This is a genomic window from Pseudomonas sp. BNK-7, from assembly GCF_048072025.1.
GTDB lineage: Bacteria > Pseudomonadota > Gammaproteobacteria > Pseudomonadales > Pseudomonadaceae > Aquipseudomonas > Aquipseudomonas danubii.
Map to the genome: position 1 here is coordinate 286,458 of NZ_CP182252.1, position 21,591 is coordinate 308,048.

Annotated in this window: 20 protein-coding genes; 13 read left to right on the plus strand and 7 right to left on the minus strand. The window is 64.3% G+C overall.

Translation table 11 applies throughout. The annotated features are described in order from the left end of the window. Window positions 1–6: 6 nt before the first annotated feature. Genes ACMGF8_RS01330 through nrdR form a run of 3 tightly spaced genes read right to left on the minus strand, consistent with a single transcriptional unit; the run spans window position 7 to window position 2,314 of the window. Window positions 7–672, minus strand: a complete 666-nt coding sequence (locus ACMGF8_RS01330) for a riboflavin synthase (RefSeq protein WP_102865289.1) — start codon at window positions 670–672, stop codon at window positions 7–9. A gap of 47 nt (window positions 673–719) precedes the next feature. Continuing rightward, entirely contained in the window at window positions 720–1,853 is a 1,134-nt protein-coding gene (gene ribD / locus ACMGF8_RS01335) for a bifunctional diaminohydroxyphosphoribosylaminopyrimidine deaminase/5-amino-6-(5-phosphoribosylamino)uracil reductase RibD (RefSeq protein ID WP_416758448.1), read from the minus strand. Next, complete coding sequence (gene nrdR, locus ACMGF8_RS01340; RefSeq protein WP_019095943.1) at window positions 1,850–2,314, minus strand: transcriptional regulator NrdR; 465 nt, start codon at window positions 2,312–2,314, stop codon at window positions 1,850–1,852. Before nrdR ends, ribD begins: the two co-directional genes overlap by 4 nt. A 129-nt stretch (window positions 2,315–2,443) precedes the next feature. Here nrdR and ACMGF8_RS01345 point away from each other — a divergent pair, with 129 nt between their 5' ends. The 3 genes from ACMGF8_RS01345 to trxA are packed head-to-tail and all read left to right on the plus strand — an operon-like array spanning window position 2,444 to window position 4,513. Continuing rightward, window positions 2,444–2,902, plus strand: a complete 459-nt coding sequence (locus ACMGF8_RS01345) for a hypothetical protein (protein ID WP_102865287.1) — start codon at window positions 2,444–2,446, stop codon at window positions 2,900–2,902. After that, window positions 2,899–3,609, plus strand: a complete 711-nt coding sequence (locus ACMGF8_RS01350) for a class I SAM-dependent methyltransferase (protein ID WP_102865286.1) — start codon at window positions 2,899–2,901, stop codon at window positions 3,607–3,609. The genes ACMGF8_RS01345 and ACMGF8_RS01350 overlap by 4 nt, the downstream gene beginning before the upstream one ends. A gap of 31 nt (window positions 3,610–3,640) precedes the next feature. Beyond that, complete coding sequence (gene trxA, locus ACMGF8_RS01355) at window positions 3,641–4,513, plus strand: thioredoxin (RefSeq protein WP_102865285.1); 873 nt, start codon at window positions 3,641–3,643, stop codon at window positions 4,511–4,513. Between the two features lie 92 nt (window positions 4,514–4,605). Here the strand turns inward: trxA and ACMGF8_RS01360 are convergent, their stop codons facing one another. Continuing rightward, window positions 4,606–4,947 carry a hypothetical protein gene (locus ACMGF8_RS01360; protein WP_102865284.1) on the minus strand — a complete coding sequence of 114 codons (342 nt, stop codon included), beginning with the start codon at window positions 4,945–4,947 and terminating at the stop codon, window positions 4,606–4,608. 134 nt (window positions 4,948–5,081) lie between these two features. Here ACMGF8_RS01360 and ACMGF8_RS01365 point away from each other — a divergent pair, with 134 nt between their 5' ends. The 5 genes from ACMGF8_RS01365 to ACMGF8_RS01385 all read left to right on the plus strand — a co-directional run bounded on the left by ACMGF8_RS01365 (window position 5,082) and on the right by ACMGF8_RS01385 (window position 9,141). Then, complete coding sequence (locus ACMGF8_RS01365; protein WP_207166639.1) at window positions 5,082–5,675, plus strand: DUF2796 domain-containing protein; 594 nt, start codon at window positions 5,082–5,084, stop codon at window positions 5,673–5,675. A gap of 64 nt (window positions 5,676–5,739) precedes the next feature. Then, complete coding sequence (locus ACMGF8_RS01370) at window positions 5,740–6,450, plus strand: ABC transporter ATP-binding protein (protein WP_102865282.1); 711 nt, start codon at window positions 5,740–5,742, stop codon at window positions 6,448–6,450. Between the two features lies 1 nt (window position 6,451). Continuing rightward, window positions 6,452–7,717: an ABC transporter permease gene (locus ACMGF8_RS01375; protein ID WP_102865281.1), complete on the plus strand. Its 1,266-nt coding sequence runs from the start codon at window positions 6,452–6,454 to the stop codon at window positions 7,715–7,717. Between the two features lie 25 nt (window positions 7,718–7,742). Further along, window positions 7,743–8,264 carry a DUF3299 domain-containing protein gene (locus ACMGF8_RS01380; protein WP_102865508.1) on the plus strand — a complete coding sequence of 174 codons (522 nt, stop codon included), beginning with the start codon at window positions 7,743–7,745 and terminating at the stop codon, window positions 8,262–8,264. A 178-nt stretch (window positions 8,265–8,442) separates the two neighbouring features. Beyond that, window positions 8,443–9,141, plus strand: a complete 699-nt coding sequence (locus ACMGF8_RS01385) for an OmpW/AlkL family protein (RefSeq protein ID WP_041120027.1) — start codon at window positions 8,443–8,445, stop codon at window positions 9,139–9,141. Between the two features lie 60 nt (window positions 9,142–9,201). Here ACMGF8_RS01385 and ACMGF8_RS01390 read toward each other — a convergent pair whose 3' ends face one another. Together ACMGF8_RS01390 and ACMGF8_RS01395 are read right to left on the minus strand one after the other, a co-directional pair. Continuing rightward, window positions 9,202–10,131: an NAD-dependent epimerase/dehydratase family protein gene (locus tag ACMGF8_RS01390; protein WP_102865280.1), complete on the minus strand. Its 930-nt coding sequence runs from the start codon at window positions 10,129–10,131 to the stop codon at window positions 9,202–9,204. Continuing rightward, complete coding sequence (locus tag ACMGF8_RS01395) at window positions 10,124–11,008, minus strand: sugar nucleotide-binding protein (RefSeq protein WP_102865279.1); 885 nt, start codon at window positions 11,006–11,008, stop codon at window positions 10,124–10,126. The genes ACMGF8_RS01390 and ACMGF8_RS01395 overlap by 8 nt, the downstream gene beginning before the upstream one ends. 220 nt (window positions 11,009–11,228) lie before the next feature. Here ACMGF8_RS01395 and ACMGF8_RS01400 point away from each other — a divergent pair, with 220 nt between their 5' ends. Then, complete coding sequence (locus ACMGF8_RS01400) at window positions 11,229–15,515, plus strand: DEAD/DEAH box helicase (protein ID WP_102865278.1); 4,287 nt, start codon at window positions 11,229–11,231, stop codon at window positions 15,513–15,515. Between the two features lie 106 nt (window positions 15,516–15,621). On the opposite strand, the gene ACMGF8_RS01405 is transcribed toward ACMGF8_RS01400, so the two are convergent. Then, window positions 15,622–16,563 (minus strand): GlxA family transcriptional regulator, encoded by a 942-nt coding sequence (locus tag ACMGF8_RS01405; RefSeq protein WP_243433865.1) that lies wholly within the window; start codon window positions 16,561–16,563, stop codon window positions 15,622–15,624. 159 nt (window positions 16,564–16,722) lie between these two features. Between ACMGF8_RS01405 and ACMGF8_RS01410 the strand changes: the two genes are divergently transcribed. The 4 genes from ACMGF8_RS01410 to ACMGF8_RS01425 all read left to right on the plus strand — a co-directional run bounded on the left by ACMGF8_RS01410 (window position 16,723) and on the right by ACMGF8_RS01425 (window position 21,563). Beyond that, window positions 16,723–17,271, plus strand: a complete 549-nt coding sequence (locus ACMGF8_RS01410) for a cysteine hydrolase family protein (RefSeq protein ID WP_102865276.1) — start codon at window positions 16,723–16,725, stop codon at window positions 17,269–17,271. Between the two features lie 763 nt (window positions 17,272–18,034). Further along, a complete protein-coding gene (locus ACMGF8_RS01415; protein ID WP_102865275.1) occupies window positions 18,035–19,918 on the plus strand; it encodes a 3-dehydroquinate synthase in 1,884 nt (627 codons plus the stop codon). Further along, entirely contained in the window at window positions 19,915–20,799 is an 885-nt protein-coding gene (locus ACMGF8_RS01420) for a UbiA family prenyltransferase (RefSeq protein WP_102865274.1), read from the plus strand. Before ACMGF8_RS01415 ends, ACMGF8_RS01420 begins: the two co-directional genes overlap by 4 nt. Next, window positions 20,796–21,563, plus strand: coding sequence for an EboA domain-containing protein (locus ACMGF8_RS01425; protein ID WP_102865273.1), 768 nt, complete (start codon window positions 20,796–20,798; stop codon window positions 21,561–21,563). Before ACMGF8_RS01420 ends, ACMGF8_RS01425 begins: the two co-directional genes overlap by 4 nt. The last annotated feature ends 28 nt before the right edge of the window (window positions 21,564–21,591 follow it).

Here is a 21,591-nt window from a genome sequence, read left to right on the forward strand (position 1 = left end):
CTTGAGTCAGGATTTGAGATAGCCGTTAGCGGCCAGAAAACTTTCGGTAATGCTGCTGCCGGTGGTGGCTTCAGCAGCCTTGTCACCCAACAGCAGGCGTTCCAGGTAGCGCGCCAGCAGGTCGACCTCGAGGTTGACCTGCCGACCCGGCCGGTAGTCGGCCATGATGGTTTCCGCCAGGGTGTGGGGCACGATGGTCAGCTCGAACTCGGCGCCATTGACCGCGTTGACCGTCAGGCTGGTGCCGTCGACGGTGATCGAGCCTTTATGGGCGATGTACTTGGCCAGTTCTTTCGGTGCGCGGATGCGGAACTGAATGGCCCGGGCATTTTCTTCCCGCGCCACCACTTCGCCGACACCGTCGACGTGACCGCTGACCAGGTGACCGCCCAGGCGGGTGGTCGGGGTCAGGGCTTTCTCCAGGTTGACCCGGCTGCCGGCTTTCAACTGATGGAAGGCCGTGCAATCGAGGGTCTCGCGGCTGACATCGGCCCAGAAACCGTCACCCGGCAACTCGACTGCGGTCAGGCAGACGCCGTTCACCGCGATGCTGTCGCCCAGTTTGACGTCGGCCAGATCAAGCTTGCCGGTTTCTACATAGACCCGCACATCTCCGCCTTTTGGGGTCAATGCGCGAATGCTGCCGATGGATTCGATGATGCCGGTGAACATGGAGTCCTCCTCGAGAACAGGGCCGCCGGGTAGGCGAAAGTCGGGAATTATACGCTCGCTGGCGGGGTCGGGATGGCAGTGACTCGCCAGTCATCGCCCACTGCACGCATTTCAATGATCTTGAGCAACGGTGCCTCGCTCATCTGCGCCAGCGGCCAGTCCAGCAACGGCCGCGCCGAGGAACCGAGGAACTTGCCGGCGACGAAGATCTGGTACTCGTCCACCAGCCCCTGCTGGGCAAAGGCTCCCGCCAGCCGCGGGCCGGCTTCCACCAGCACTTCATTGACGCCACGGGCGGCCAGCTCCAACAGCAAGCGATGCAGGTCGACCTGGCCATCGGGGCCGGGAACGATCAGGCACTCCGGGCCGTTGGCATATTGCTCTTCCACGGCCGCACAGGTGGCCACCAACACCGGTCCGGCCTTGAAGAACGGCGCGTCGAGAGACACCCGCAAACGGCCATCGATCAACACCCGCAGCGGTGGGCGACTCATGGCCAGGGCAGTCTGCTCAGGGTCCAGGCCCAGCTCAGCGGCGCGTACGGTCAGCCGGGCGTCATCCGCCAGCACTGTGTCGGCACCAGTCAGCACCACCGAAGATTCGGCCCGCAGACGTTGCACCGCGGAGCGGGCAGCTGGCCCGGTAATCCATTGGCTCTCGCCACTGGCCATGGCAGTGCGACCGTCGAGACTCATCGCCAGCTTGACCCGCACATAAGGCAGGCCGTGCTCCATGCGTTTCAGGAAACCCTTGTTGATCCCCCGGGCCTCGGCTTCCAGCACTCCGCTGTGGGTGTCGATGCCGGCCTGGGCCAGACGCTGCAAGCCGCGCCCGGCCACTTCCGGGTTCGGGTCCTGCATCGCCGCAACCACCCGCGCCACCCCGGCATTGACCAGGGCATCGGCGCAAGGCGGTGTGCGGCCGTGATGGCTGCAAGGCTCGAGAGTCACATAGGCCGTGGCGCCACGGGCCAGTTCCCCGGCGGCACGCAGGGCATGGACTTCAGCGTGGGGTTCACCAGCCCGCACATGCCAGCCTTCGCCTACCACCTGGCCGTCGCGAACGATGACACAGCCGACGCGGGGGTTGGGATGGGTGGAGTACCGGCCCTTGCGCGCCAGTTCCAAGGCACGGGCCATGTAGTGCGCGTCGAGTACCGCTTGCTCCGGGGACAGGCTCATTGCTTGGCCGGCTCGCGGGCGAGACGGTCGATCTCTTCGCGGAATTCGTTGAGGTCCTGGAAACGTCGATAGACCGAAGCGAAACGGATATAGGCGACTTCATCGAGCTTCTGCAGCTCGGTCATCACCAGTTCACCCACGACCAGGGATTTGACTTCGCGCTCACCAGTGGCCCGCAGCTTATGCTTGATGTGCACCAGCGCCGCCTCCAGACGCTCGACACTGACCGGGCGTTTTTCCAGGGCGCGCTGCATGCCGGCGCGCAGTTTTTCTTCGTCGAAGGGCTGACGGCTGCCGTCAGTCTTGATCAGGCGCGGCATCACCAGTTCGGCAGTTTCGAAGGTGGTGAAACGTTCACCACAGGCCAGGCATTCACGCCGGCGGCGCACCTGTTCGCCCTCGGCGACCAGACGCGAGTCGATGACCTTGGTGTCGTTGGCACCGCAGAAGGGACAGTGCATGGTGGCAGGCAACAAAAAAAGGGAGGGCCATGGTAGCGCATCCCACTGGCAAGACAAGCCATAGCCTTTACGGTATACAGACCGACTATTATGTTTCGCACATGGACATTCGCCTTGTTGGAGCTTCAGATGCCGCTCAGACCGCTCGTTTTGCTCAGTCTCGTCAGCCTGCTGGTCGCTTGCAGCAGCGATGCCCCAAAACCTGCGGCCCCCTCTTCTTCACAGCAACAGACCACGCAAAAAAATCAGGAACCTGCCGATCTTGGGCCCTTGCCGGCCTACCAGCGCGAACTGAGCGGTACCCTCGACGGGGTGCCGGCCGGCGCCAACGTCGAACTGGCGCTGTTGGTAATCGATGAGCGCGGCCGTCCGCAACGCTTGCTGGCCAGCAACAACTTGACCGGTACCAACCAGGCTCTGCCCTTTCGCCTGCGTTTCGCTCCCGACGCCTTCCCCGCCGGCGCCCGGGTCGAACTGCGCGGCCGCGCCAGCCAATCCGGCCAGTTGATCCTGCACCTGCCGGCAGTACGCATCGACCAACCCACCACCCAGGCCCTGGGACCACTGCAATTCGTCAAAGCCCCATGAAGGTACCGCTCGACCTGCAAGACGCCCTCAGCGAGCTGCTGGGTGATGCGCAACTGGTGGCCTGCGAGCTGCCCGACACGCGCCTGAAACTCTGGCTGATCGACGCCCAGAACATGGACCGCGCCTTCACCCCGGAAGAAACCCGACGCATTCTCCATGAACCGCCTTACTGGAGTTTCTGCTGGGCCAGCGGCCTGGCCCTGGCCCGTTACCTGGCCGAACACCCGCACTGGGTGCAAGGCAAGCGGGTGCTGGACTTCGGTGCCGGCTCCGGGGTGGCGGCGATTGCCGCGGCCAAGGCTGGTGCCCTGGAAGTGGTGGCTTGCGACCTCGACCCACTGGCCATCGCCGCCTGCCGTGCCAACGCCGCACTCAACGACGTCGATCTGAGCTATTCAACGGACTTTTTCGCCGAGGCTGATCGCTTCGACCTGATCCTGGTGGCGGACGTGCTCTATGACCGAGCCAACCTGCCGCTGCTGGATGAATTCCTCAGCCGCGGCCGCGAAGCCCTGGTGGCGGATTCCCGGGTCAGGGACTTCCAGCACCCGCTGTATCAGCGCCTGGAAATGCTCAACGCCCTGACGCTGCCTGACCTGGCCGAGCCTTGGGAGTTTCGCAATGTGAGCCTGTATCACGCGCAGCGGCCATTCACCGGCGACCCGGCTGCCACGGGCAATAGCGATCTACTTCGCGCAACTTTATAGTGGTTCCATTCCCGCTTATTCGAGATACCCCATGAGTCAGGACACGCCGTATATCTTCGACGCCCGCACCGCTGATTTCGACCAGTCGGTGATCGAGAATTCCTTCCACAAACCGGTCCTGGTGGACTTCTGGGCAGAATGGTGCGCGCCCTGCAAGGCGCTGATGCCGATGCTGCAACAGATCGCCGAGAGCTATCAGGGCGAGTTGCTGCTGGCCAAGGTCAACTGCGATATCGAGCAGGACATCGTCGCCCGCTTCGGCATCCGCAGCCTGCCCACCGTGGTGCTGTTCAAGGACGGTCAACCGGTGGACGGCTTTGCCGGCGCACAACCGGAATCCGCAGTACGGGCGATGCTCGAACCCCATGTGCAGATGCCGCCACCCCCTGCCGCCGACCCGCTGGAGCAGGCCGAAGCCTTGTTCAGCGACGGCCGGATCGGCGACGCCGAGGCCCTCCTCAAAGTGCTGCTGGGGGAAGACAACAGCAACGCCAAGGCCCTGATTCTCTACGCCCGCTGCCTGGCCGAGCGCGGCGAACTGGGCGAAGCCCAGACCGTGCTCGACGCGGTCAAGAGCGATGAACACAAGGCCGCCCTGGCCGGTGCCAAGGCGCAGATCACCTTCCTCAAGCAGGCCGCGGACCTGCCGGATGCCGCCGACCTCAAGGCGCGCCTGGCCAAGGACCCGCTGGATGACGAGGCAACCTACCAGCTGTCGATCCAGCAACTGGCCCGCCAGCAATACGAAGCGGCGCTGGAAGCCTTGCTCAAACTCTTCATGCGCAACCGCAGCTACAACGAAGGCATTGCCCACAAGACCCTGCTGCAAGTTTTCGACCTGTTGGGCAACGATCACCCATTGGTGACCGCGTATCGCCGCAAACTGTTCGCCGCGCTGTACTGAGACTGATCTGCCGGCTGATATAGGAGCTGGCTTGCCAGCGAAAGGGTTCTGACAGACAGAACCCATTGGCCAGCAAGCTGGCTCCTACAGGATCATTGCACCCAGCTGTAGAGCGGCGTATCGGCGCCGCTGATCACCTTGACCTCGGCGCAGTGGCGCAAGCGCACCAGCAAACGCTTGCCCGCCGCCGCGCTGCCGGTCAGCCCCTGCAACTGCTCCAGCAACTCGGGCCCGCTGATCTGGCCCGCCTTGCGCAACAGATCCTTGGCGGTCTGCCACAACGCATCGTCCTGACTGGCCGGCCGGGTAGCTGCCGCGACACTTTCAGGCTTGGCCGCCTGCAACTGCGCGCCCAGTTGCGCCCAATCGCCTTCGTCCAGTTCCAGGGTCAAATCCACCGGCCAATCGCCGATGCTTCCACGAATCCGCAACATCGCTGTGCTCCCACATTTTTCTGACGAGCATGCTCCCACGCGTCTTGCGCAACGCCAAGCAGGCGGTCAAACTCTGCGGCCTATTGTTATAAGATCACATAACATTTATTTCATCTTCGCCCTGGAGACTTGCTATGCGCCGTCTGCTACTCGCCCTGCCCTTCGCCCTGTTGCCGCTGGCCGTTGCCCAGGCCGCGCAAGCCCATGATCACGAGCATGAACACGGCAGCCTCGGCGCCCATGAACACGGCGTGGCCCGTTTGAACGCGGTGCTCGACGGCCAGGCCCTGGAGCTGGAACTGGAAAGCCCGGCGATGAACCTGGTGGGGTTCGAACACGCCCCCAGCACCGACGCCGACAAGGCCAAGGTCGCTGCCGCCCGCACTCAACTGGAACAGCCCCTGGTGCTGTTCAGCCTGCCCAAGGCCGCCGCCTGCACAGTGGCCAAACAGGAACTGGAGAGCCCGCTGTTCGGCGACAAGCCCGAAGCCGATGACCACGATGACGATGACAAGGACGCGGCAGGTCATGAACATCACCACGAACACAGCGAGATCCACGCTCACTACCAGTTCACCTGCGCCAAGCCGGACGCCCTGAAGAACCTCGACCTGGGACAAGTCTTCAAGACCTTCCCCGCCACCCAGAAAATTCAGGTACAACTGATTTCGCCAAACGGCCAGCAAGGTGTCGAAGCCACCGCCAAGGCTGCCACCCTGAAGTTCTAAGCGCTGCGCCTGTAGCCGCGGCTTCCAGCGGCGGCTACACCACTCACTGCATGATCGGCCCAACATGACCCAAGCACTCATCGAACTGTCCGACCTGGGCTTCAGCTGGCCCGGCCACCCTCAGTTGCTGGACATCCCGAGTTTCCGCCTGGAAGCCGGCGAAACACTGTTCCTCAAGGGCCCCAGCGGCAGCGGCAAGACCACGCTGCTGGGCTTGCTGGGCGGGGTACAGAAACCCAATCAGGGCAGCATCCGCCTGCTGGGCCAGGAGCTGACCGAGCTGGCCGCCGGAGCACGTGACCGCTTTCGCGTCGATCACACCGGCTACATCTTCCAGCAGTTCAACCTGCTGCCGTTTCTCTCGGTACGCGAGAACGTCGAACTGCCCTGCCACTTCTCCAGGCTGCGGGCCAGCCGCGCCATTCAGCGCCACGGCAGCGTCGATCAGGCGGCTGCCACTTTGCTGGCCCATCTGGGTCTGAAGGACCCCGACCTGCTCGGCCGTCGTGCCGACTCGCTGTCCATCGGCCAACAGCAACGGGTCGCCGCCGCCAGGGCCCTGATCGGCCAGCCAGAGCTGGTGATCGCCGACGAACCCACCTCGGCGCTGGACTACGACGCCCGGGAAGCTTTCATCCAACTGCTCTTCGCCGAGTGCCGTGAGGCTGGAGCCAGCCTGCTGTTCGTCAGCCATGACCAGAGCCTGGCGCCGCTGTTTGATCGCAACCTGTCGCTGGCCGAACTCAATCGCGCCGCCACGCCCGCAGAGGTCTGAGATGTATCTGTTCCGTCTAGCCATGGCCAGCCTGGCTAACCGCCGCTTCACCGCGATCCTCACCGCCTTCGCCATTGCTCTCTCGGTCTGCCTGCTGCTGGCGGTGGAACGGGTCCGCACCGAAGCCCGGGCCAGTTTCGCCAGCACCATCAGCGGCACCGACCTGATCGTCGGCGCCCGCTCCGGCTCGGTGAACCTGCTGTTGTACTCGGTGTTTCGCATCGGCAACGCCACCAACAACATCCGCTGGGACAGCTTCGAGCACTTCGCCAACAACCCTAAGGTGAAGTGGGCGATCCCGATTTCGCTGGGCGACTCCCATCGTGGCTACCGGGTCATGGGCACCACCGAGGCCTACTTCCAGCACTACCAGTACGGTCATCAGCAGAGCCTGCAACTGGCCGTGGGCCGGGCTTTCGCCAGTGATCCTTTCGAGGTGGTACTGGGGGCCGAAGTCGCCGATGCCCTGCACTACAAACTTGGCGACAAGCTGGTGCTGGCCCACGGCGTGGCGGCCATCAGCCTGGTCAAGCATGACGACAAACCCTTCACCGTGGTGGGTATCCTCAAGCGCACCGGTACTCCGGTGGACCGCACGCTGCACATCAGCCTGGGCGGTATGGAGGCGATCCACATCGACTGGCACAACGGTGTGCCGGCCCGTGGCGACGGTCGTATTACTGCCGATCAGGCGCGCAACTTGGACCTGACGCCCCAGGCGATCACCGCCTTCATGCTTGGCCTCAACAGCAAGATTTCGACCTTCGCCCTGCAACGGGAGATCAACGAATTTCGCGGCGAGCCGATGCTGGCGATCCTGCCCGGCGTGGCCCTGCAGGAACTCTGGAGCCTGATGGGCACCGCCGAGAAAGCCTTGTTCGTGGTGTCGCTGTTCGTGGTTCTTACCGGCCTGATCGGCATGCTCACGGCAATCCTCACCAGCCTCAACGAGCGTCGCCGGGAGATGGCCATCCTGCGTTCGGTAGGCGCCCGTCCCTGGCATATTGCAACATTGCTGGTACTAGAAGCCTTTGCCCTGGCACTGTTCGGGGTCCTGGCCGGTCTGGGCCTGCTGTACCTGGGCATCGCCCTGGCCCAGGGCTACGTGCAATCGAACTACGGCCTGTACCTGCCGCTGTCCTGGCCCAGCCAGTATGAGTGGACGTTGCTGGGCGGTATCCTGATCGCCGCGCTGCTGATGGGCAGCGTGCCGGCCTGGCGCGCCTACCGGCAATCCCTGGCCGATGGCCTGTCGATTCGTTTATGAGCACCGCTTTATGAAAGCCCAACGCCTGCTGCGCCCCCTGCTTGCCCTGTCGCTGCTGATCGCCACGCCGTTGTGGGCGGCCGGAGCGCCGAAGGATCTGACCTGGTCGGAAATGATCCCGCCGGACGCGCCGCCGGAAGTGCCGAACATGCAGCCGCTGCACGACCTGTCGCAGATGAGCGATGCACTGGCCGCCGAATCGGCCCCCGCCGCCAAGCAGGACCTGCCCAATGCGCCGGTGGTGAAGAGCCTGGACGGCCAGACGGTGCGCCTGCCCGGCTATATAGTGCCCCTGGAAGTAAACGAGGAAGGCCGCACCACGGAATTTCTCCTGGTGCCCTACTTCGGCGCCTGCATCCACGTGCCACCCCCGCCGTCGAACCAGATCGTCCACGTCACCAGCGAGCTCGGAGTAAAGCTCGACGAGCTGTATCAGCCTTACTGGATCGAGGGCGCCATGCAGGTCAAACCCTCTACCAGCGAGCTGGCGGACGCCGGCTACCAGATGGCGGCGCAGAAGATCTATGTCTATGAGTTGCAGGAGTGAGTGCAGCAGCGGTGCCGGCTCGGACAGGGTTCGGGCACCAGGCCAAAAGAGTGCAGAACAAAAGAATAGTTCAGCCCTGCCACCGGGGTTCGCCATTTCATTGAGCTGAGTCAAGGCAGTCAACTTGACGATCCTTACCATTGGACATAGCCAATTTGAATCGTCCTTTGGAGCTCCCATGCACAAGTCTCTGCTTAGCGCTTCCCTGATCGCGCTCGCACTCGCCGCCCCGATTGCCAACGCCCATGAAGCTGGCGATATCCTGATCCGCGCCGGTGCCATTACCGTCAATCCAAAAGCCAACAGCTCCGACGTCAAGGTCGACAGCGGCCCGTTGGCCGGCGCCAACCTGGGCGGCAAGGCGACCATGAGCAGCGACACTCAGCTGGGTCTGAACTTCGCCTACATGGTGACCAATAACGTCGGTATCGAACTGCTGGCCGCCACTCCGTTCGAACACGATGTGAAGATCAAGGACACCTCCCTGGCCGCCGCCAACGGCAAGCTCGGTACCCTCAAACACCTGCCGCCGACCCTGAGCGTTGTGTACTACCCGCTGGATAGCAAATCGGCGTTCCAGCCCTACGTCGGTGCCGGTATCAACTACACCTGGATCTACGACGAGCACGTCGGCAGCCGCGCCCAGGCCGCAGGTTTCGACAATTTCCGCGCCAAGAACTCCTGGGGCCTGGCCTGGCAGGTCGGTGCCGACTACATGCTGACCGACAAGATCATGGTCAACGCCCAGGTGCGCTACATCGATATCGATACCCGTGCGTACGTGGATAACAACGCCCTGGCCGCCGGCACCCGTGCCAAGGTCAATGTCGACGTTGATCCTTGGGTCTACATGGTGGGTCTGGGCTACAAGTTCTAAGCCCGCCGACAATAAAAAAAGGCGCCTCGAAAGGCGCCTTTTTCATGCCTGCACTTTCCCTCAGCGCCCCATCAGGCGGGCGAGGCCGACACTCATCGGAGTCGGCTCGGGAAACGTGAAGCGCTGCAGCAGACGCTGGTTGCTGGCGCGGGAATGACGGATGTCACCGGCCCGGGCCGGACCGTAGCTGATGGCCGGCAATTCGCCGACCACCTCGGCCAGGGCCGCAAGCATCTGCTTGAGGGTGGTGGCCTGATTCAGGCCGACGTTGACCGCCCCCACTTCCAGCTGCGGTGCCTCCATGGCCTGCACCAGCACCTGCACCAGATCACCGACGTAAACAAAGTCCCGCGTCTGCTCGCCATCGCCGAACACGGTAATGGGCAGCCCCTGTTGGGCCCGCTCGCTGAAGATGCTGATGACCCCGGAATAGGGCGAGGAAGGGTCCTGACGCGGACCGAAGATATTGAAGAAGCGGAAGATCGCCGGTTCCAGGCCATGCTGGCGCCGATAGAAATCAAAATAATGCTCGCTGGCCAGCTTGTCCGCCGCATAAGGGGTCAGCGGCGCCTTGGCCGTGTCCTCATCAATGGACTGGCCTTCGCCGTTGTTGCCGTACACGGCCGCGCTGGAGGCGAACAACACCCGCTTGACGCCGCACTGGCGCATGGCCTCGCAGACATTCAGGGTGCCGATGAAATTGCTCTGGTGAGTCTGCACCGGATCGTCCACCGAGGCCTGTACCGAGGCCACCGCCGCCAGATGCGCCACAGCGCAACAGCCTTGCATGGCACGGCTCACCAACCCCGCGTCGGCGACGTCGCCCTCGATCAGTTCTACCCGCGGGTCGTCCAGCGGCAGGTTGCTCGGTTTGCCAGTGGACAAGTCGTCCAGCACCCGCAACGAGTAGCCCTTGGCGAGTAGGGCGTCGGTCAGGTGTGAACCAATGAAACCGGCGCCGCCGGTGATCAATACAGGGCCATCAGCCATGACGATAAAACCTATCCAGTAAGGCCGGGAGCGCGGCACGCCAGGCGCGCGGCTTGATCCCGAAGGTATGAAGAATCTTCTTGCAGGCCAGCACCGCGTGCTGCGGTTCTTCGGCAGCATCGCCACAGGCGGCATGGGCCTGGGCAGTCGGGGCCTCGATGGCCAGCGGGTGCAGTTGCCGTGCTTCCGTCAGCACCGCCTGGCCCAGAGCCAGGGGCGTGGTCGCTTCCTGGCCGGCATAGTGATAGGTGCCCCACAGCGGCGCGGCACAATCGAGCTGCTTGAGCACCGAGATGATCACCCGCGCGGCGTCGTCCACCGGGGTCGGATTGCCCCGACGGTCGTCCGCCATCAACAGTTCTTCCGGGGATTCGGCCCGGGCCAGGAAACGCCCGAGAATGCCGTCGGAGCTGTCGTCCAGCAACCAGCCGAAACGCAGCAAGACGTGCTGCGGACAGGTGGCGCGAACGCTCTGCTCGATCCGCCACAGTGCCTGACCGCGCAGCCCCAGGGGCACCGGCTCGTCTTTCTCGCTGTAGGCGGTGGCCCGGGAACCGTCGAACACTCGATAGCTCGAAGGCTGCGCAAGAATGATGTTGTGATGCTGGCAAAGCTCCGCCAGCCGTTCGACCGCGCGCTCCTGAGCACTCAGGCGTGCCTCGCTCACCGTCTCCGCCTGAAACCAGTCGAAGTAGTAAGCCAGGTTGATCAAGGCATCCGGGCGGGTGTCGTCGAGCAGTTGCGTGAGGCTCGCGGCATCCCAACCGTCTTGCGGCGGACGGGGGGCGAGGAAACCGATGTCCTCCTCCGCACCCAGGCGAATCAGCGCCTGCCCAAGGGCATTTCCGCCGCCCAGTAACATAAGGCGCATTCGCATAGAGTCAGCAGGCCCAGTCTGTTCAGAACGATGGTTTGGATCGGCCAGTCCCGTGGGTTTGACCGTCGAGAATTGCCGGAATCGTTGCATTTTGCGGGTTTGTGGCGCAAGCGTCACTGAGAAAGTGTCGGTGCGACCTTGTGCCCTCAGCGCCGACTGCGGCGCCAGCTGCGCAGCACGCTACTTGCAAGTTGCCCCGAGCGGCCGCATAAACCCATCCATGACCCTCGCCGAATCCATGAACCCGGTCCTGGACGGTTTTCATCCCGCCGTCAGCGCCTGGTTCGAGCGCACCTTTGCCGCCGTGACCACGGCCCAGGCCCGCGCCTGGCCGTTGATCGCCCAGCGCCGCTCGACCCTGATCGCCGCCCCCACCGGCTCGGGCAAGACCCTCACCGCCTTTCTCGCCGTGATCGATGACCTGGTGCGCCAGGGCCTGGCCGCTGGCGGCCAGTTGCCGGACGCCACCCTGGTGGTCTACGTCTCGCCGCTCAAGGCCCTGAGCAACGATATCCAGATCAACCTGCAGCAGCCGCTGGCCGGCATCACCGAACAACTGCGTCTGATGGGCCTGCCGCAGCTGTGCATCCGCACCGCGGTGCGCACGGGCGACACCCCGCAGAAAGAACGCAACGCCATGCGCAAGAGCGCGCCACAGATTCTCGTCACCACCCCGGAATCGCTCTACGTGCTGCTGGGTTCGGACTCCGGACGCAAGATGCTGGCCAGCACCCGCAGCGTGATCGTCGACGAGATCCACGCCCTGGCCGGGAGCAAGCGCGGCAGCCACCTGGCCCTGAGCCTGGAGCGCTTGCAGGCGCTGTGCGCCGAGCCCCTGTTGCGCATCGGTCTGTCGGCCACGCAGAAACCCATCGAGGCCGTGTCACGTTTTCTGGTGGGGCATGAGCGGCCTTGCGACATCGTCGACATCGGCCATGCCCGCCCCCGGGACCTGGATATCGAAGTGCCCCCGGTGCCGCTGTCGGCGGTCATGGCCAATGATGTCTGGGAGCTGGTGTACGAGCGCCTCGCCACCCTGAGCCGGGAACACCGCACCACGCTGATTTTCGTCAACACCCGACGCCTGGCCGAGCGGCTGGCCCGGCACCTGAGCGAACGCCTGGGCAAACAGGCGGTGGCCGCGCACCACGGCAGCCTGGCCAAAGAGCAGCGCCTGGAGGCCGAGCAGCGGCTCAAGGCCGGGGACCTGCAAGTGTTGATTGCCACCGCCTCCCTGGAGCTGGGCATCGATATCGGTGATGTCGACTTGGTGTGCCAGATCGGCTCGCCGCGCTCGATCTCGGCCTTTTTACAGCGCGTCGGGCGCTCCGGCCACCAGGTCGGCGGCACCCCGAAGGGCCGGTTGTTTGCCCTGACCCGGGACGACCTGATCGAATGTGCCGCTCTGCTGGACTGCGTGCACCGCGGCGAGCTGGACAGTCTGCTGATCCCCCATGCGCCGCTGGATGTGCTGGCCCAGCAGATCGTCGCCGAAGTCAGCTGCCAGGAATGGCCGGAAGGAGCGCTGCTGGACCTGCTGCGCCGGGCCACGCCGTACGCCGAGCTGGATCAGGCCCACTACCAGGCCCTGCTGCAGATGCTTGCCGAAGGCTTCAACGGTCGCCAAGGCCTGCGCAGCGCCTATCTGCATCGCGATGCCCTGACCCGCACCCTGCGCGGCCGTCGTGGGGCCAAGCTGACGGCGGTCACCAGCGGCGGCACCATTCCCGACAACGCCGACTACAGCGTGCTGCTGGAACCTCAGGGCCTGAACATCGGCAGCGTCAACGAAGACTTCGCCGTGGAAAGCATTGCCGGCGACGTGTTCCAGCTGGGCAACACCTCGTATCGCATCCTGCGGGTGGAAGCCGGCAAGGTGCGGGTCGAGGACGCCCAGGGCCAGCCGCCGAACATCCCCTTCTGGCTCGGTGAGGCCCCGGGGCGCAGCACCGAGCTGTCCAGCGCCGTGGCCCGCCTGCTGGCGCAACTCGACGCCCTGCTCGGCGCGACGCCGGGCCAGTTGCAACCGGCCATCGACTGGCTGCAGCAGGCGCTTGGGCTGAACCGCGCCAGCGCCGAGCAACTGGTGGATTACCTGGCGCCCGCGCGCCTGGCCCTGGGCGCCCTGCCGTCCCAGGACACGCTGATCATGGAGCGTTTCTTCGACGAATCCGGCGGCACCCAACTGGTGATCCACAGCCCCTTCGGCAGCCGCATCAACCGCGCCTGGGGACTGGCCCTGCGCAAGCGTTTCTGTCGCACCTTCAACTTCGAACTGCAGGCTGCCGCCAGCGAGGACGCCATCGTCCTGTCGCTGTCTACCAGCCACAGCTTCGCCCTGGATGAAGTCTGGCGGTATCTGCATAGCAACAGCGCCGAGCACCTCCTCATCCAGGCGCTGCTGGACGCCCCACTGTTCGGCGTGCGCTGGCGCTGGAACGCCGGGATCGCCCTGGCACTGCCGCGCTACAGCGGCGGGCGCAAAGTGGCGCCGCAGATCCAGCGGATGAAAAGCGAAGACTTGATCGCCAGTGTGTTTCCCGACCAGATCGCCTGCCTGGAAAACCTCGCCGGCGAACGGGAAATCCCCGATCACCCGCTGGTGGAACAGACCCTCGACGACTGCCTGCACGACGCCATGGACAGCGAAGGCTGGCTGCAGCTGTTGCGGCGCATGGAACAGGGCCAGGTGCGCCTGCTGAGCCGCGAGTTGCCGGCGCCCTCGCCCCTGGCGGCGGAAATTCTCAGCGCCAAGCCCTACACCTTTCTCGATGACGCGCCCCTTGAAGAGCGCCGCACTCAGGCGGTATTGGCGCGGCGCTGGAGCGACCCGCAAGCCACCGACGACCTTGGCGCGCTGGATGCCGACGCCATAACCGCCGTGGCTGAAGAGGCGTGGCCAAACCCGGCCACGGTCGATGAAATGCACGAAGCCCTGATGAGCCTCGCCGCCATCAGCGAGGCTGAAGCCCAAGCCAACCCCCAGTGGCCGCAATGGCTGGCAACCCTGACAGCCCAAGGCCGTGCCTGCCGCTTGCCGGTGGGCCCCAGTGAACAGGTATGGCTGGCCCTGGAACGCATTACCTGCCTGCAAGCCCTGTATCCCCAAGCGCCTCTGCAGCCGGCCCTGAAACCCGTACCCGGCTTCGATCAGGCCTGGGACCCGGAACCTGCGCGAGTGGAACTGATTCGCGCGCGCCTCAGCGGCTTTGCCCCCCAGACCCTGAGCCAGATCGCCGCCCCCCTGGGGCTGCCTCCCGGGCAAATCATCCAGGCCCTGGTCCAGCTTGAAACCGAAGGCTATGTACTGCGGGGGCGCTTCAGCCCCGATTGCCAAGAAGAGCAGTGGTGCGAACGCCACCTGCTGGCACGAATTCACCGCTACACGGTCAAGCGCTTGCGCCGGGAGATCGAACCGGTGGCCCTGCAGGACTTCATGCGCTTCCTGTTCGACTGGCAGCACCTGTCCCCAGGCACCCAAGGCCAGGGCAGCGCCATGCTCGCCGAAGTGGTCAGCCAGCTCGCAGGCTACCCGGCGGCGGCCTCAGCCTGGGACAGCGACCTGCTGCCGGCGCGGATCAAGGATTACTCCGCCAATTGGCTGGATGAGCTGTGCCGCAGCGGCAAGGTGGTCTGGAGCCGGATCAACAGCACGGGCAAGACCGCCAGCAGCGCCCTGCGCAGCACGCCGATCGTGCTGCTGCCACGCTCCCAGGCCGCTCTCTGGAGCGCATTGACCTGTCCGGCCGACAGCCACGAGCTCTCGCCCAGGGCGCAGAAAGTCCACAGCGTACTGAGCCAGCAAGGCGCTCTGTTTTTCGATGAGCTGCTGCACGAAGCCCACCTGCTGCGCAGCGAACTGGAAAGCGTGCTCCAGGAACTGGTGGGCGCCGGCCTGGTGAACGCCGACAGTTTCGCCGGGCTGCGCGCCCTGATTACACCGGCGAGCAAACGCCAGAACCGCAGCAGCCGACGAGGTCGCGGGGCCTTTGTCGGTGGCATGGACGATGCCGGACGCTGGGCCTTGCTGCGTCGTTCAGCGACTCAAGACTCGACAGCCACCCTGGAACAGGTGGCCATGACCTTGCTGCGCCGTTACGGCGTGGTGTTCTGGCGACTGCTGGAACGCGAGGCGGACTGGCTGCCCAGCTGGCGCGAACTGCTGCGCACCTTCCATCGGCTGGAAGCCCGGGGAGAGATCCGTGGCGGGCGCTTTGTCAGCGGTCTGGCCGGCGAGCAGTTCGCCCTGCCGGAAGCCATCCCGCTGCTACGGGAGGTACGCCGCCGGCCCCATGACGGCAGCCTGATCGCGGTGTGTGGCGTGGACCCGCTGAACCTTGCCGGCACCCTGCTGCCCGGGCCCAAGGTGGCGGCACTCAGTGGCAACCGCCTGGTGTATCGCGACGGCCTGCCCGCCGCGGCCGAGATCGGCGGCACCCAACACTGGTGGCTGGAACTGGAACCCGAGGCCGCCCAGGCCCTGCGCAACAAACTCATCCAGCACTGACCCTCCCCTGCGGGAGCCGGCATGCTGGCAGAGGCGGCAGCGTCAATCCCCGGCCATTGCCCGGTCTTCCCAACAGCTACAGGGCCGGGCTTTACCGCTGCCGGGTCTATTGCCCTCGATTGGCGGCACTGGGAGACACACCGAAACGGTTGCGGTATTCGCTGGGGGCCAGGCCGGTGATTTTCTTGAACAGGCTGCGAAAGGTCGCCGGGTCCTGGTAACCCACGGTCCAGGCGATGTGATCGATGGTGCCGTTGGTGAACTCCAGCATCTCCCGCGCCTTGCCCACCCGCAGGTGCTGGCAGTACTGGGTCGGCTTGAGGCCGGTGGCGGCGCGGAAACGTCGCAGCAGGGTTCGCTCTTCAAGACCCGCCTGTTGCGCCATCGTCGGCAGCGACACATCCACCGCGCCATTGGCCTGCAGCCAGTGCTGCAACTTGAGGATCGCCCCATCACCATGGTTGAGGATCGGCGCGAAATTGCTACCGCACTGGCTGGCGCTGTCGCTGTGCTCCATCACCAGAAAACGCGCCGTGGCACTGGCGATGCTCGGCCCCAGCAGGCGGTCCACCAGGCGCAGTCCCAGTTCGGCCCAGGCCATCAGCCCGGCCGTGGTGATCAGGTCGCCATCGTCGACTATGGGCTGGTCAGCCTCCAGGCGCACCTGTGGATAACGGGCGGCGAACGCCTTGGCCGAAGTCCAGTGGGTGGTGGCGCTGCGGCCATCGAGCAGGCCACTCTCGGCCAACAGGATCGAGCCCACACAGACCCCGCCAAGCGTGGCGCCGGCCGCATGCTGCTGGCGCAACCAGCTCACCAGGGCAGAGGACGACTGGTTTGCGGAAAAACCTGCCAACGAAGGCGGTATCACCACGGCCAGTAGCTTGCCGCTCTCTCCCTCCTGGCTGTCATAGATCCGCCGTGGGCCTTGTGCCTCAGAGGCTTGCCAATGGCTGACCCGCAACCGCGGCAGTTGCGCCAGGGGCTGCTCACCGGCAATCCGATTGGCCACTTCGAACAGATCGGTCAGACCATGCACTGCCGCCATCTGCACCCCGGGATAAAGCAGTACGCCCAGTTCGGCGACCGAGCCTTGAATGCCCACTGTCAGTTTTCCCCCTGTTAATGTCGATGCGGCCAATCCTCCTGGGAGCAAGGGCCACCGATACTGGGCCCCAGGTTATCCACTCACTTGGAGGCAACACCCATGGCCAAACAGGCGCTCATCGTAATCGATATCCAGAACGACTACTTCGCCCACGGCAAATGGCCCCTGGTCGGGGTCGACGCAGCGGCGGACAACGCGGCAAGGCTGATCCAGGCCTTTCGCCAGAAGGCGCAGGCGGTGGTGCACATCCGCCACGAATTCACCTCCGACAGCGCGCCCTTTTTCACCCCAGGCTCCGAGGGTGCGCACTTGCACCCCAAGGTGCTGAACCGCGCCGACGAACCCGTGGTGCTCAAGCACTTCGTCAACTCGTTCCGGGAAACCGAGCTGCAGGCGATCCTCCAGCAACAGGGCATCGATGAACTGGTGATCGTGGGCAACATGAGCCACATGTGCGTAGAGGGCACCGCACGGGCCGCTGCCGACCTGGGCTACCCGGTCAAGGTGATACACGACGCCTGTGCCACCCTCGACCTGGAGTTCAACGGCCAGCGAGTAGCGGCGGCGCAAGTACAAAGCGCGGTGATGTCGGCCCTGGCATTCGCCTACGCCGATGTCCTGTCCACCGAAGAGTTCCTCGCGGCCTGATCGCTTGCATTCTGCGCCGACGATGGCGGTGAGCTCAGCCTCACCGCCGTTTGTGTCTGGGCAGGCATGCCCCAGACAGATATCCACGGGCAAGGACGCCACACCGCCTGTTGTCGCCAGCAAGACAACTTCCCGAACTACTTACGAATGATTCTTGTTATTCAGGCTAATTGTTAGTTGCGACCAAACTCTCGTCGCCACAACTCAAAGCGGTCAAATAAATGGCGCCATTAACAATGGTCGACATTCAATAGCTAACTAATGGAAATGTTTTAACCCCCGATTATTTCAAATCCTGCCTTGAGCTTTACCAAGAGTCGCTTCGCGCCTAATAACATCAACACTTATAAATCTCAGTGCTTACTTCTTACGGTTACCTCTAATTCAATATAGCCAAAGCGAATAATACATATAACAAAAAACAAGCTCACCTATCACAGGACTCCCCACCCCCGGATTCATTGCCCTTAAAGCCAAGCAACAAGGTTGCACCACGTCCCTGGGGAGGGTGTTTGCAACAGTATCAACAGCAGAACTCGATACTTTCCCAGCGCGCCAGAAAAGAGCCTTGCGAGCCACTTCAATCACCTTACTTGCAAATCCAGCGGCCTTGGCTAAGTTGATAGCTACTCGCCACTGAAGTGCTCTTCAGCCGCCAGAAAACCAATAAAAAACTGTCGAGGAACTCAATAACCGGACGCCCCCCGCCTGCCCCAGCTGAGACTGACACGGAATTAGTCATATTAATCAAGAGGGATGCTTGATGAAGCGCAGTTCATTGCCTCGAGTTTTTTCATTCAAGGGTGCGGCCGAAAATTACTGGCTCTCGTTAGTGCTGTTTTCCATCCTGGTGGTCGCCAGCTTCCTGCTGTTTGAACAACAGATCCAACAGTTGCTGAATCACCTTGGCAACTTCCTCCCTTCCGATCCCGTGCAACGCACCAGCCTCGCTCTGCTGCTGGTCACCCTGCTGGCCCTGGACGTGCTCTTGCCGGTGCCTTCCAGCCTGGTGGCGCTGCTGGCCGTTGCGGTCCTGGGCGCCGTTGGCGGCTATCTGGTGATTTTCAGCGGCCTGTGCCTGGGAGCCTGTCTGGGCTACTGGCTGGGGGCCGGCTACTTTCGCCTGCTGTCCAACTGGCTGGGGCTCAGGAGCTGGCAGCCGGGGCAACTGGCCTATCGCCTCAGCACCCTGTCGCTGATCTGCCTGCGCGGAGTTCCAGTGCTGGCAGAGACCTCGGTGCTGGCCGCGGGCATGCAGCGTTATCCACTGCGCCAGTTCCTGCTGGTCACCACCCTGGCCAATGCCGGGCTGGCCCTGGCCTACGCCGCCATCGGCAGTTTGCTGGTGGAGCAGAACGCACTGCTGGCGACCATTCTCGCCAGCATGGTGCTGCCGGGGCTGGTCCTGGGCGCCCGCAGCCTGCTCAAGCCTCGCGCTGCGCAGCCGCCGATGGAGCAAAACCATCCTCTGGAAGGACGCTTCGAGGTGAGCTACCACTACCCGGTGCTGTTCACCGATCACATTTTCCAGGCCGACAATCCCTGCCTGCACCGGCAACTGGTCCAGGCGCAACAGGGACGCACCACAGTGCTGGTGTTCATCGATGAACAATTGCTGCAGTGCTGCCCACAACTGGCGCAACAGATCGCCGCCTATTTCAGCGCCCACGCCGCCGACCTGCATCTGCAGGCCGCACCGATCCCGGTGCCGGCGGGCGAACTGAGCAAGACCCCGGACGTGCTCCAGCAGTTGTATGCCCACATGCTTGAACACGGCCTGGACCGCCATTGCTATGTGCTGGCCCTGGGCGGCGGCGCGGTACTGGACGCCGTCGGCTATGCCTGCGCCACCTTTCATCGGGGGATGCGGCTGATCCGCATCCCGACCACGGTGCTGGCCCAGAACGACGCCGGCATCGGGGTCAAGAACGGCATCAACGCGTTCGCCCAGAAGAACCTGCTGGGCGCCTTCTACCCGGCCACGGCAGTGATCAACGACTTCCAGCTGCTGCTCAGCCTGTCGCCCCGGGACCAGATCGCCGGGCTGGCCGAAGCGGTGAAAGTGGCCGTGATCAAGGACGCTGCATTCTTCCAGTGGATGGAGCAGCAGGCCGAGGCCCTGGCGAGCTTTGAACACAGCGCCAGCCGCTACGCCATCTTCCGCTGTGCGCAATTGCATCTGGGCCATATCACCGGGGCCGGCGACCCCTTCGAACGGGGCAATGGCCGCCCCCTGGATTATGGGCACTGGGCTGCGCACAAGCTGGAGAACCTCAGCCAGCACCGCTTGCGCCATGGTGAGGCGGTGGCGGTGGGCATGGCCCTGGACGCGCTCTATGCCAATGCCACCGGCTTGCTGAGCCATGCTGAAACCCAGCGCCTGTTGCAGCTGCTGGACAAGCTCGGCTTCAACCTGTGCCCGCCGGAGTTGCGGTTGCAGGATGCCCAGGGCCGCTCCCTGGTGCTGCTGGGGCTGGAGGAGTTTCGCCAGCACCTGGGGGGCCAGTTGTCGATCCCGATGCTCAACCGCCTGGGCCAGTCCACCGATGTGCACCACATCGAACTGCCGGTCATGGAGCAGGCCCTGCTGCGTCTGAGCAGTTTCGGTGGGCCGGACTTCGCCTGGACCGAAGGCTGCGCCCAATGAGCCACTCCTCCCTGACCACCTGGCTGACCCTGGGCCGGGTATCCAACCTGCCGACGGTGTGGACCAACGCCCTGGCCGCCGCGTTGCTGGCCAGCAGCGCCACCACCCTGGCACCGCCCTCGCCACTGGTGTGGACCCTGCTGCTGGTGGCGCTCTCGGCGCTGTACCTGGCCGGGATGCTGCTCAACGACCTGCTGGATGCCGATTGGGACCAGCAACATCAGAACCCGCGGCCGATTGTCCTGGGCCTGGTCAGCCGGACTCAGGTCAGCCTAGCCACCGCTGCCCTGTTGCTGCTAGCGGCGCTGTCGGTACTGGGCCTGAGCCACCTGATCGCGCAGCCCCATTGGCTGCTGGCCAGCGCCGGCTTGCTGCTGCTGTTCATCCTGGCCTACAACCTGCTGCACAAAAAATACCCCCACAGCGTCTGGCTCATGGGCGGCTGCCGCTCGGCCCTGTACCTGACCGCCGCCGCCAGCCTGGCCATGCCACCGCAGCCGCTGTGGCTGTGTGCCGCGCTGCTGGGCACCTACATCGCCGGCCTGACCTACCTGGCCCGACTGGAGCATCGCAACCAACTGCTCAGCCGCCTGCCGCTGCTGCTGATGCTCAGCCCCCTGGCCCTCGCCGCTTACGCAGACAACGGGGTGTTCTGGCTGGTCCTGCTGCTGTGGCTGGGCTGGTTGGGCTGGCACTACCGGCGTCATTTGGCCAACCCGCAACAGCGGCAGATTCGTGCCTTTATCGGTGCCGGCCTCGCCGCCCTGCCGTTGTTCGATGCCCTGGTGCTGGCCCTGGCCAATCAACCCCTGGGCAGCCTGCTGTGCGTGCTGGTGTTCTTTCTGCTGCCCCACCTTCAACGCTGGATCAAGCCGACATGACCATGGACGTCACTTTCCCCGCCTCGCTCCCGCTCGTCATGCGCCATGAGGCCTTTGCCGAACGCCGCCGCCAACTCGACGACCAGCTCGACGACGAGAACCGCCGCTGGTGGCTCGCCGCCCTGGAGCAACTGGCCAGCCAAGCGTCGGCCAACACCCTGGTGCTGCTCAGCAGCCAGTGCAAGCGTCGCTTTGGCAACGCCGAGGTCAGCGCCAGCCCAGGCTGGAACCGGACTCAACTGGCCCGCGCCTTGCTCCTGGAGCAACTGCTGGAACAGCAGGCCGGCGGCGATCAACTGGCCCTGCTGCGCCAGCTGTTTCTGTGGGGCGACGACCAGGAAAAAAGCGTGCTGCTCAGGGTCCTCGACGACCTCGACACAGAGGGTCGCAGCCTCGAACTGGCGCTCCAGGCAGGACGTACCAACAACCGTGAAGTGTTCGCCGCCCTCGCCCTGGACAACCCCTTTCCCGCTCGCCACTACCACGACCGGGCCTTTCACCAGTTGCTGCTCAAGACCCTGGGCATGGGCCTGGACAGTGGGCGCATCGAAGGCCTGGCCCAGCGCCACAGCGTCGACCTCAACCAACTGGCCCTGGAGCATATGGAAGAACAGTTGGCGGCGTTCCGCAGTGTCAGCGACGGGCTGCCCCATGCCATCGCCTTCGAGCTGTTGAGCCAGGCCCAGCGCCAACGCTTGCGCCACCTGTGCCAGCAGCGACGACTGCCACCGCACTGGCTCCAGCACTTGCCACCCGACGCCTGATTCGACACCGGCGCACCCACTCCATTTT

Excerpts from the sequence above, each read along its gene's own strand:
- ribD (WP_416758448.1), bottom strand. The coding sequence starts at position 1,853 with ATGAGCCTGTCCCCGGAGCAAGCGGTACTCGACGCGCACTACATGGCC.
- ACMGF8_RS01420 (WP_102865274.1), top strand. The coding sequence starts at position 19,915 with ATGAGCCACTCCTCCCTGACCACCTGGCTGACCCTGGGCCGGGTATCC.
- ACMGF8_RS01390 (WP_102865280.1), bottom strand. The coding sequence starts at position 10,131 with ATGGCTGATGGCCCTGTATTGATCACCGGCGGCGCCGGTTTCATTGGT.
- ACMGF8_RS01395 (WP_102865279.1), bottom strand. The coding sequence starts at position 11,008 with ATGCGAATGCGCCTTATGTTACTGGGCGGCGGAAATGCCCTTGGGCAG.
- ACMGF8_RS01345 (WP_102865287.1), top strand. The coding sequence starts at position 2,444 with ATGCCGCTCAGACCGCTCGTTTTGCTCAGTCTCGTCAGCCTGCTGGTC.
- ACMGF8_RS01425 (WP_102865273.1), top strand. The coding sequence starts at position 20,796 with ATGACCATGGACGTCACTTTCCCCGCCTCGCTCCCGCTCGTCATGCGC.
- ACMGF8_RS01410 (WP_102865276.1), top strand. The coding sequence starts at position 16,723 with ATGGCCAAACAGGCGCTCATCGTAATCGATATCCAGAACGACTACTTC.
- ACMGF8_RS01400 (WP_102865278.1), top strand. The coding sequence starts at position 11,229 with ATGACCCTCGCCGAATCCATGAACCCGGTCCTGGACGGTTTTCATCCC.
- ACMGF8_RS01365 (WP_207166639.1), top strand. The coding sequence starts at position 5,082 with ATGCGCCGTCTGCTACTCGCCCTGCCCTTCGCCCTGTTGCCGCTGGCC.
- ACMGF8_RS01360 (WP_102865284.1), bottom strand. The coding sequence starts at position 4,947 with ATGTTGCGGATTCGTGGAAGCATCGGCGATTGGCCGGTGGATTTGACC.
- ACMGF8_RS01350 (WP_102865286.1), top strand. The coding sequence starts at position 2,899 with ATGAAGGTACCGCTCGACCTGCAAGACGCCCTCAGCGAGCTGCTGGGT.
- ACMGF8_RS01330 (WP_102865289.1), bottom strand. The coding sequence starts at position 672 with ATGTTCACCGGCATCATCGAATCCATCGGCAGCATTCGCGCATTGACC.
- trxA (WP_102865285.1), top strand. The coding sequence starts at position 3,641 with ATGAGTCAGGACACGCCGTATATCTTCGACGCCCGCACCGCTGATTTC.
- ACMGF8_RS01385 (WP_041120027.1), top strand. The coding sequence starts at position 8,443 with ATGCACAAGTCTCTGCTTAGCGCTTCCCTGATCGCGCTCGCACTCGCC.
- ACMGF8_RS01370 (WP_102865282.1), top strand. The coding sequence starts at position 5,740 with ATGACCCAAGCACTCATCGAACTGTCCGACCTGGGCTTCAGCTGGCCC.
- ACMGF8_RS01405 (WP_243433865.1), bottom strand. The coding sequence starts at position 16,563 with ATGGCGGCAGTGCATGGTCTGACCGATCTGTTCGAAGTGGCCAATCGG.
- ACMGF8_RS01375 (WP_102865281.1), top strand. The coding sequence starts at position 6,452 with ATGTATCTGTTCCGTCTAGCCATGGCCAGCCTGGCTAACCGCCGCTTC.
- ACMGF8_RS01415 (WP_102865275.1), top strand. The coding sequence starts at position 18,035 with ATGAAGCGCAGTTCATTGCCTCGAGTTTTTTCATTCAAGGGTGCGGCC.
- nrdR (WP_019095943.1), bottom strand. The coding sequence starts at position 2,314 with ATGCACTGTCCCTTCTGCGGTGCCAACGACACCAAGGTCATCGACTCG.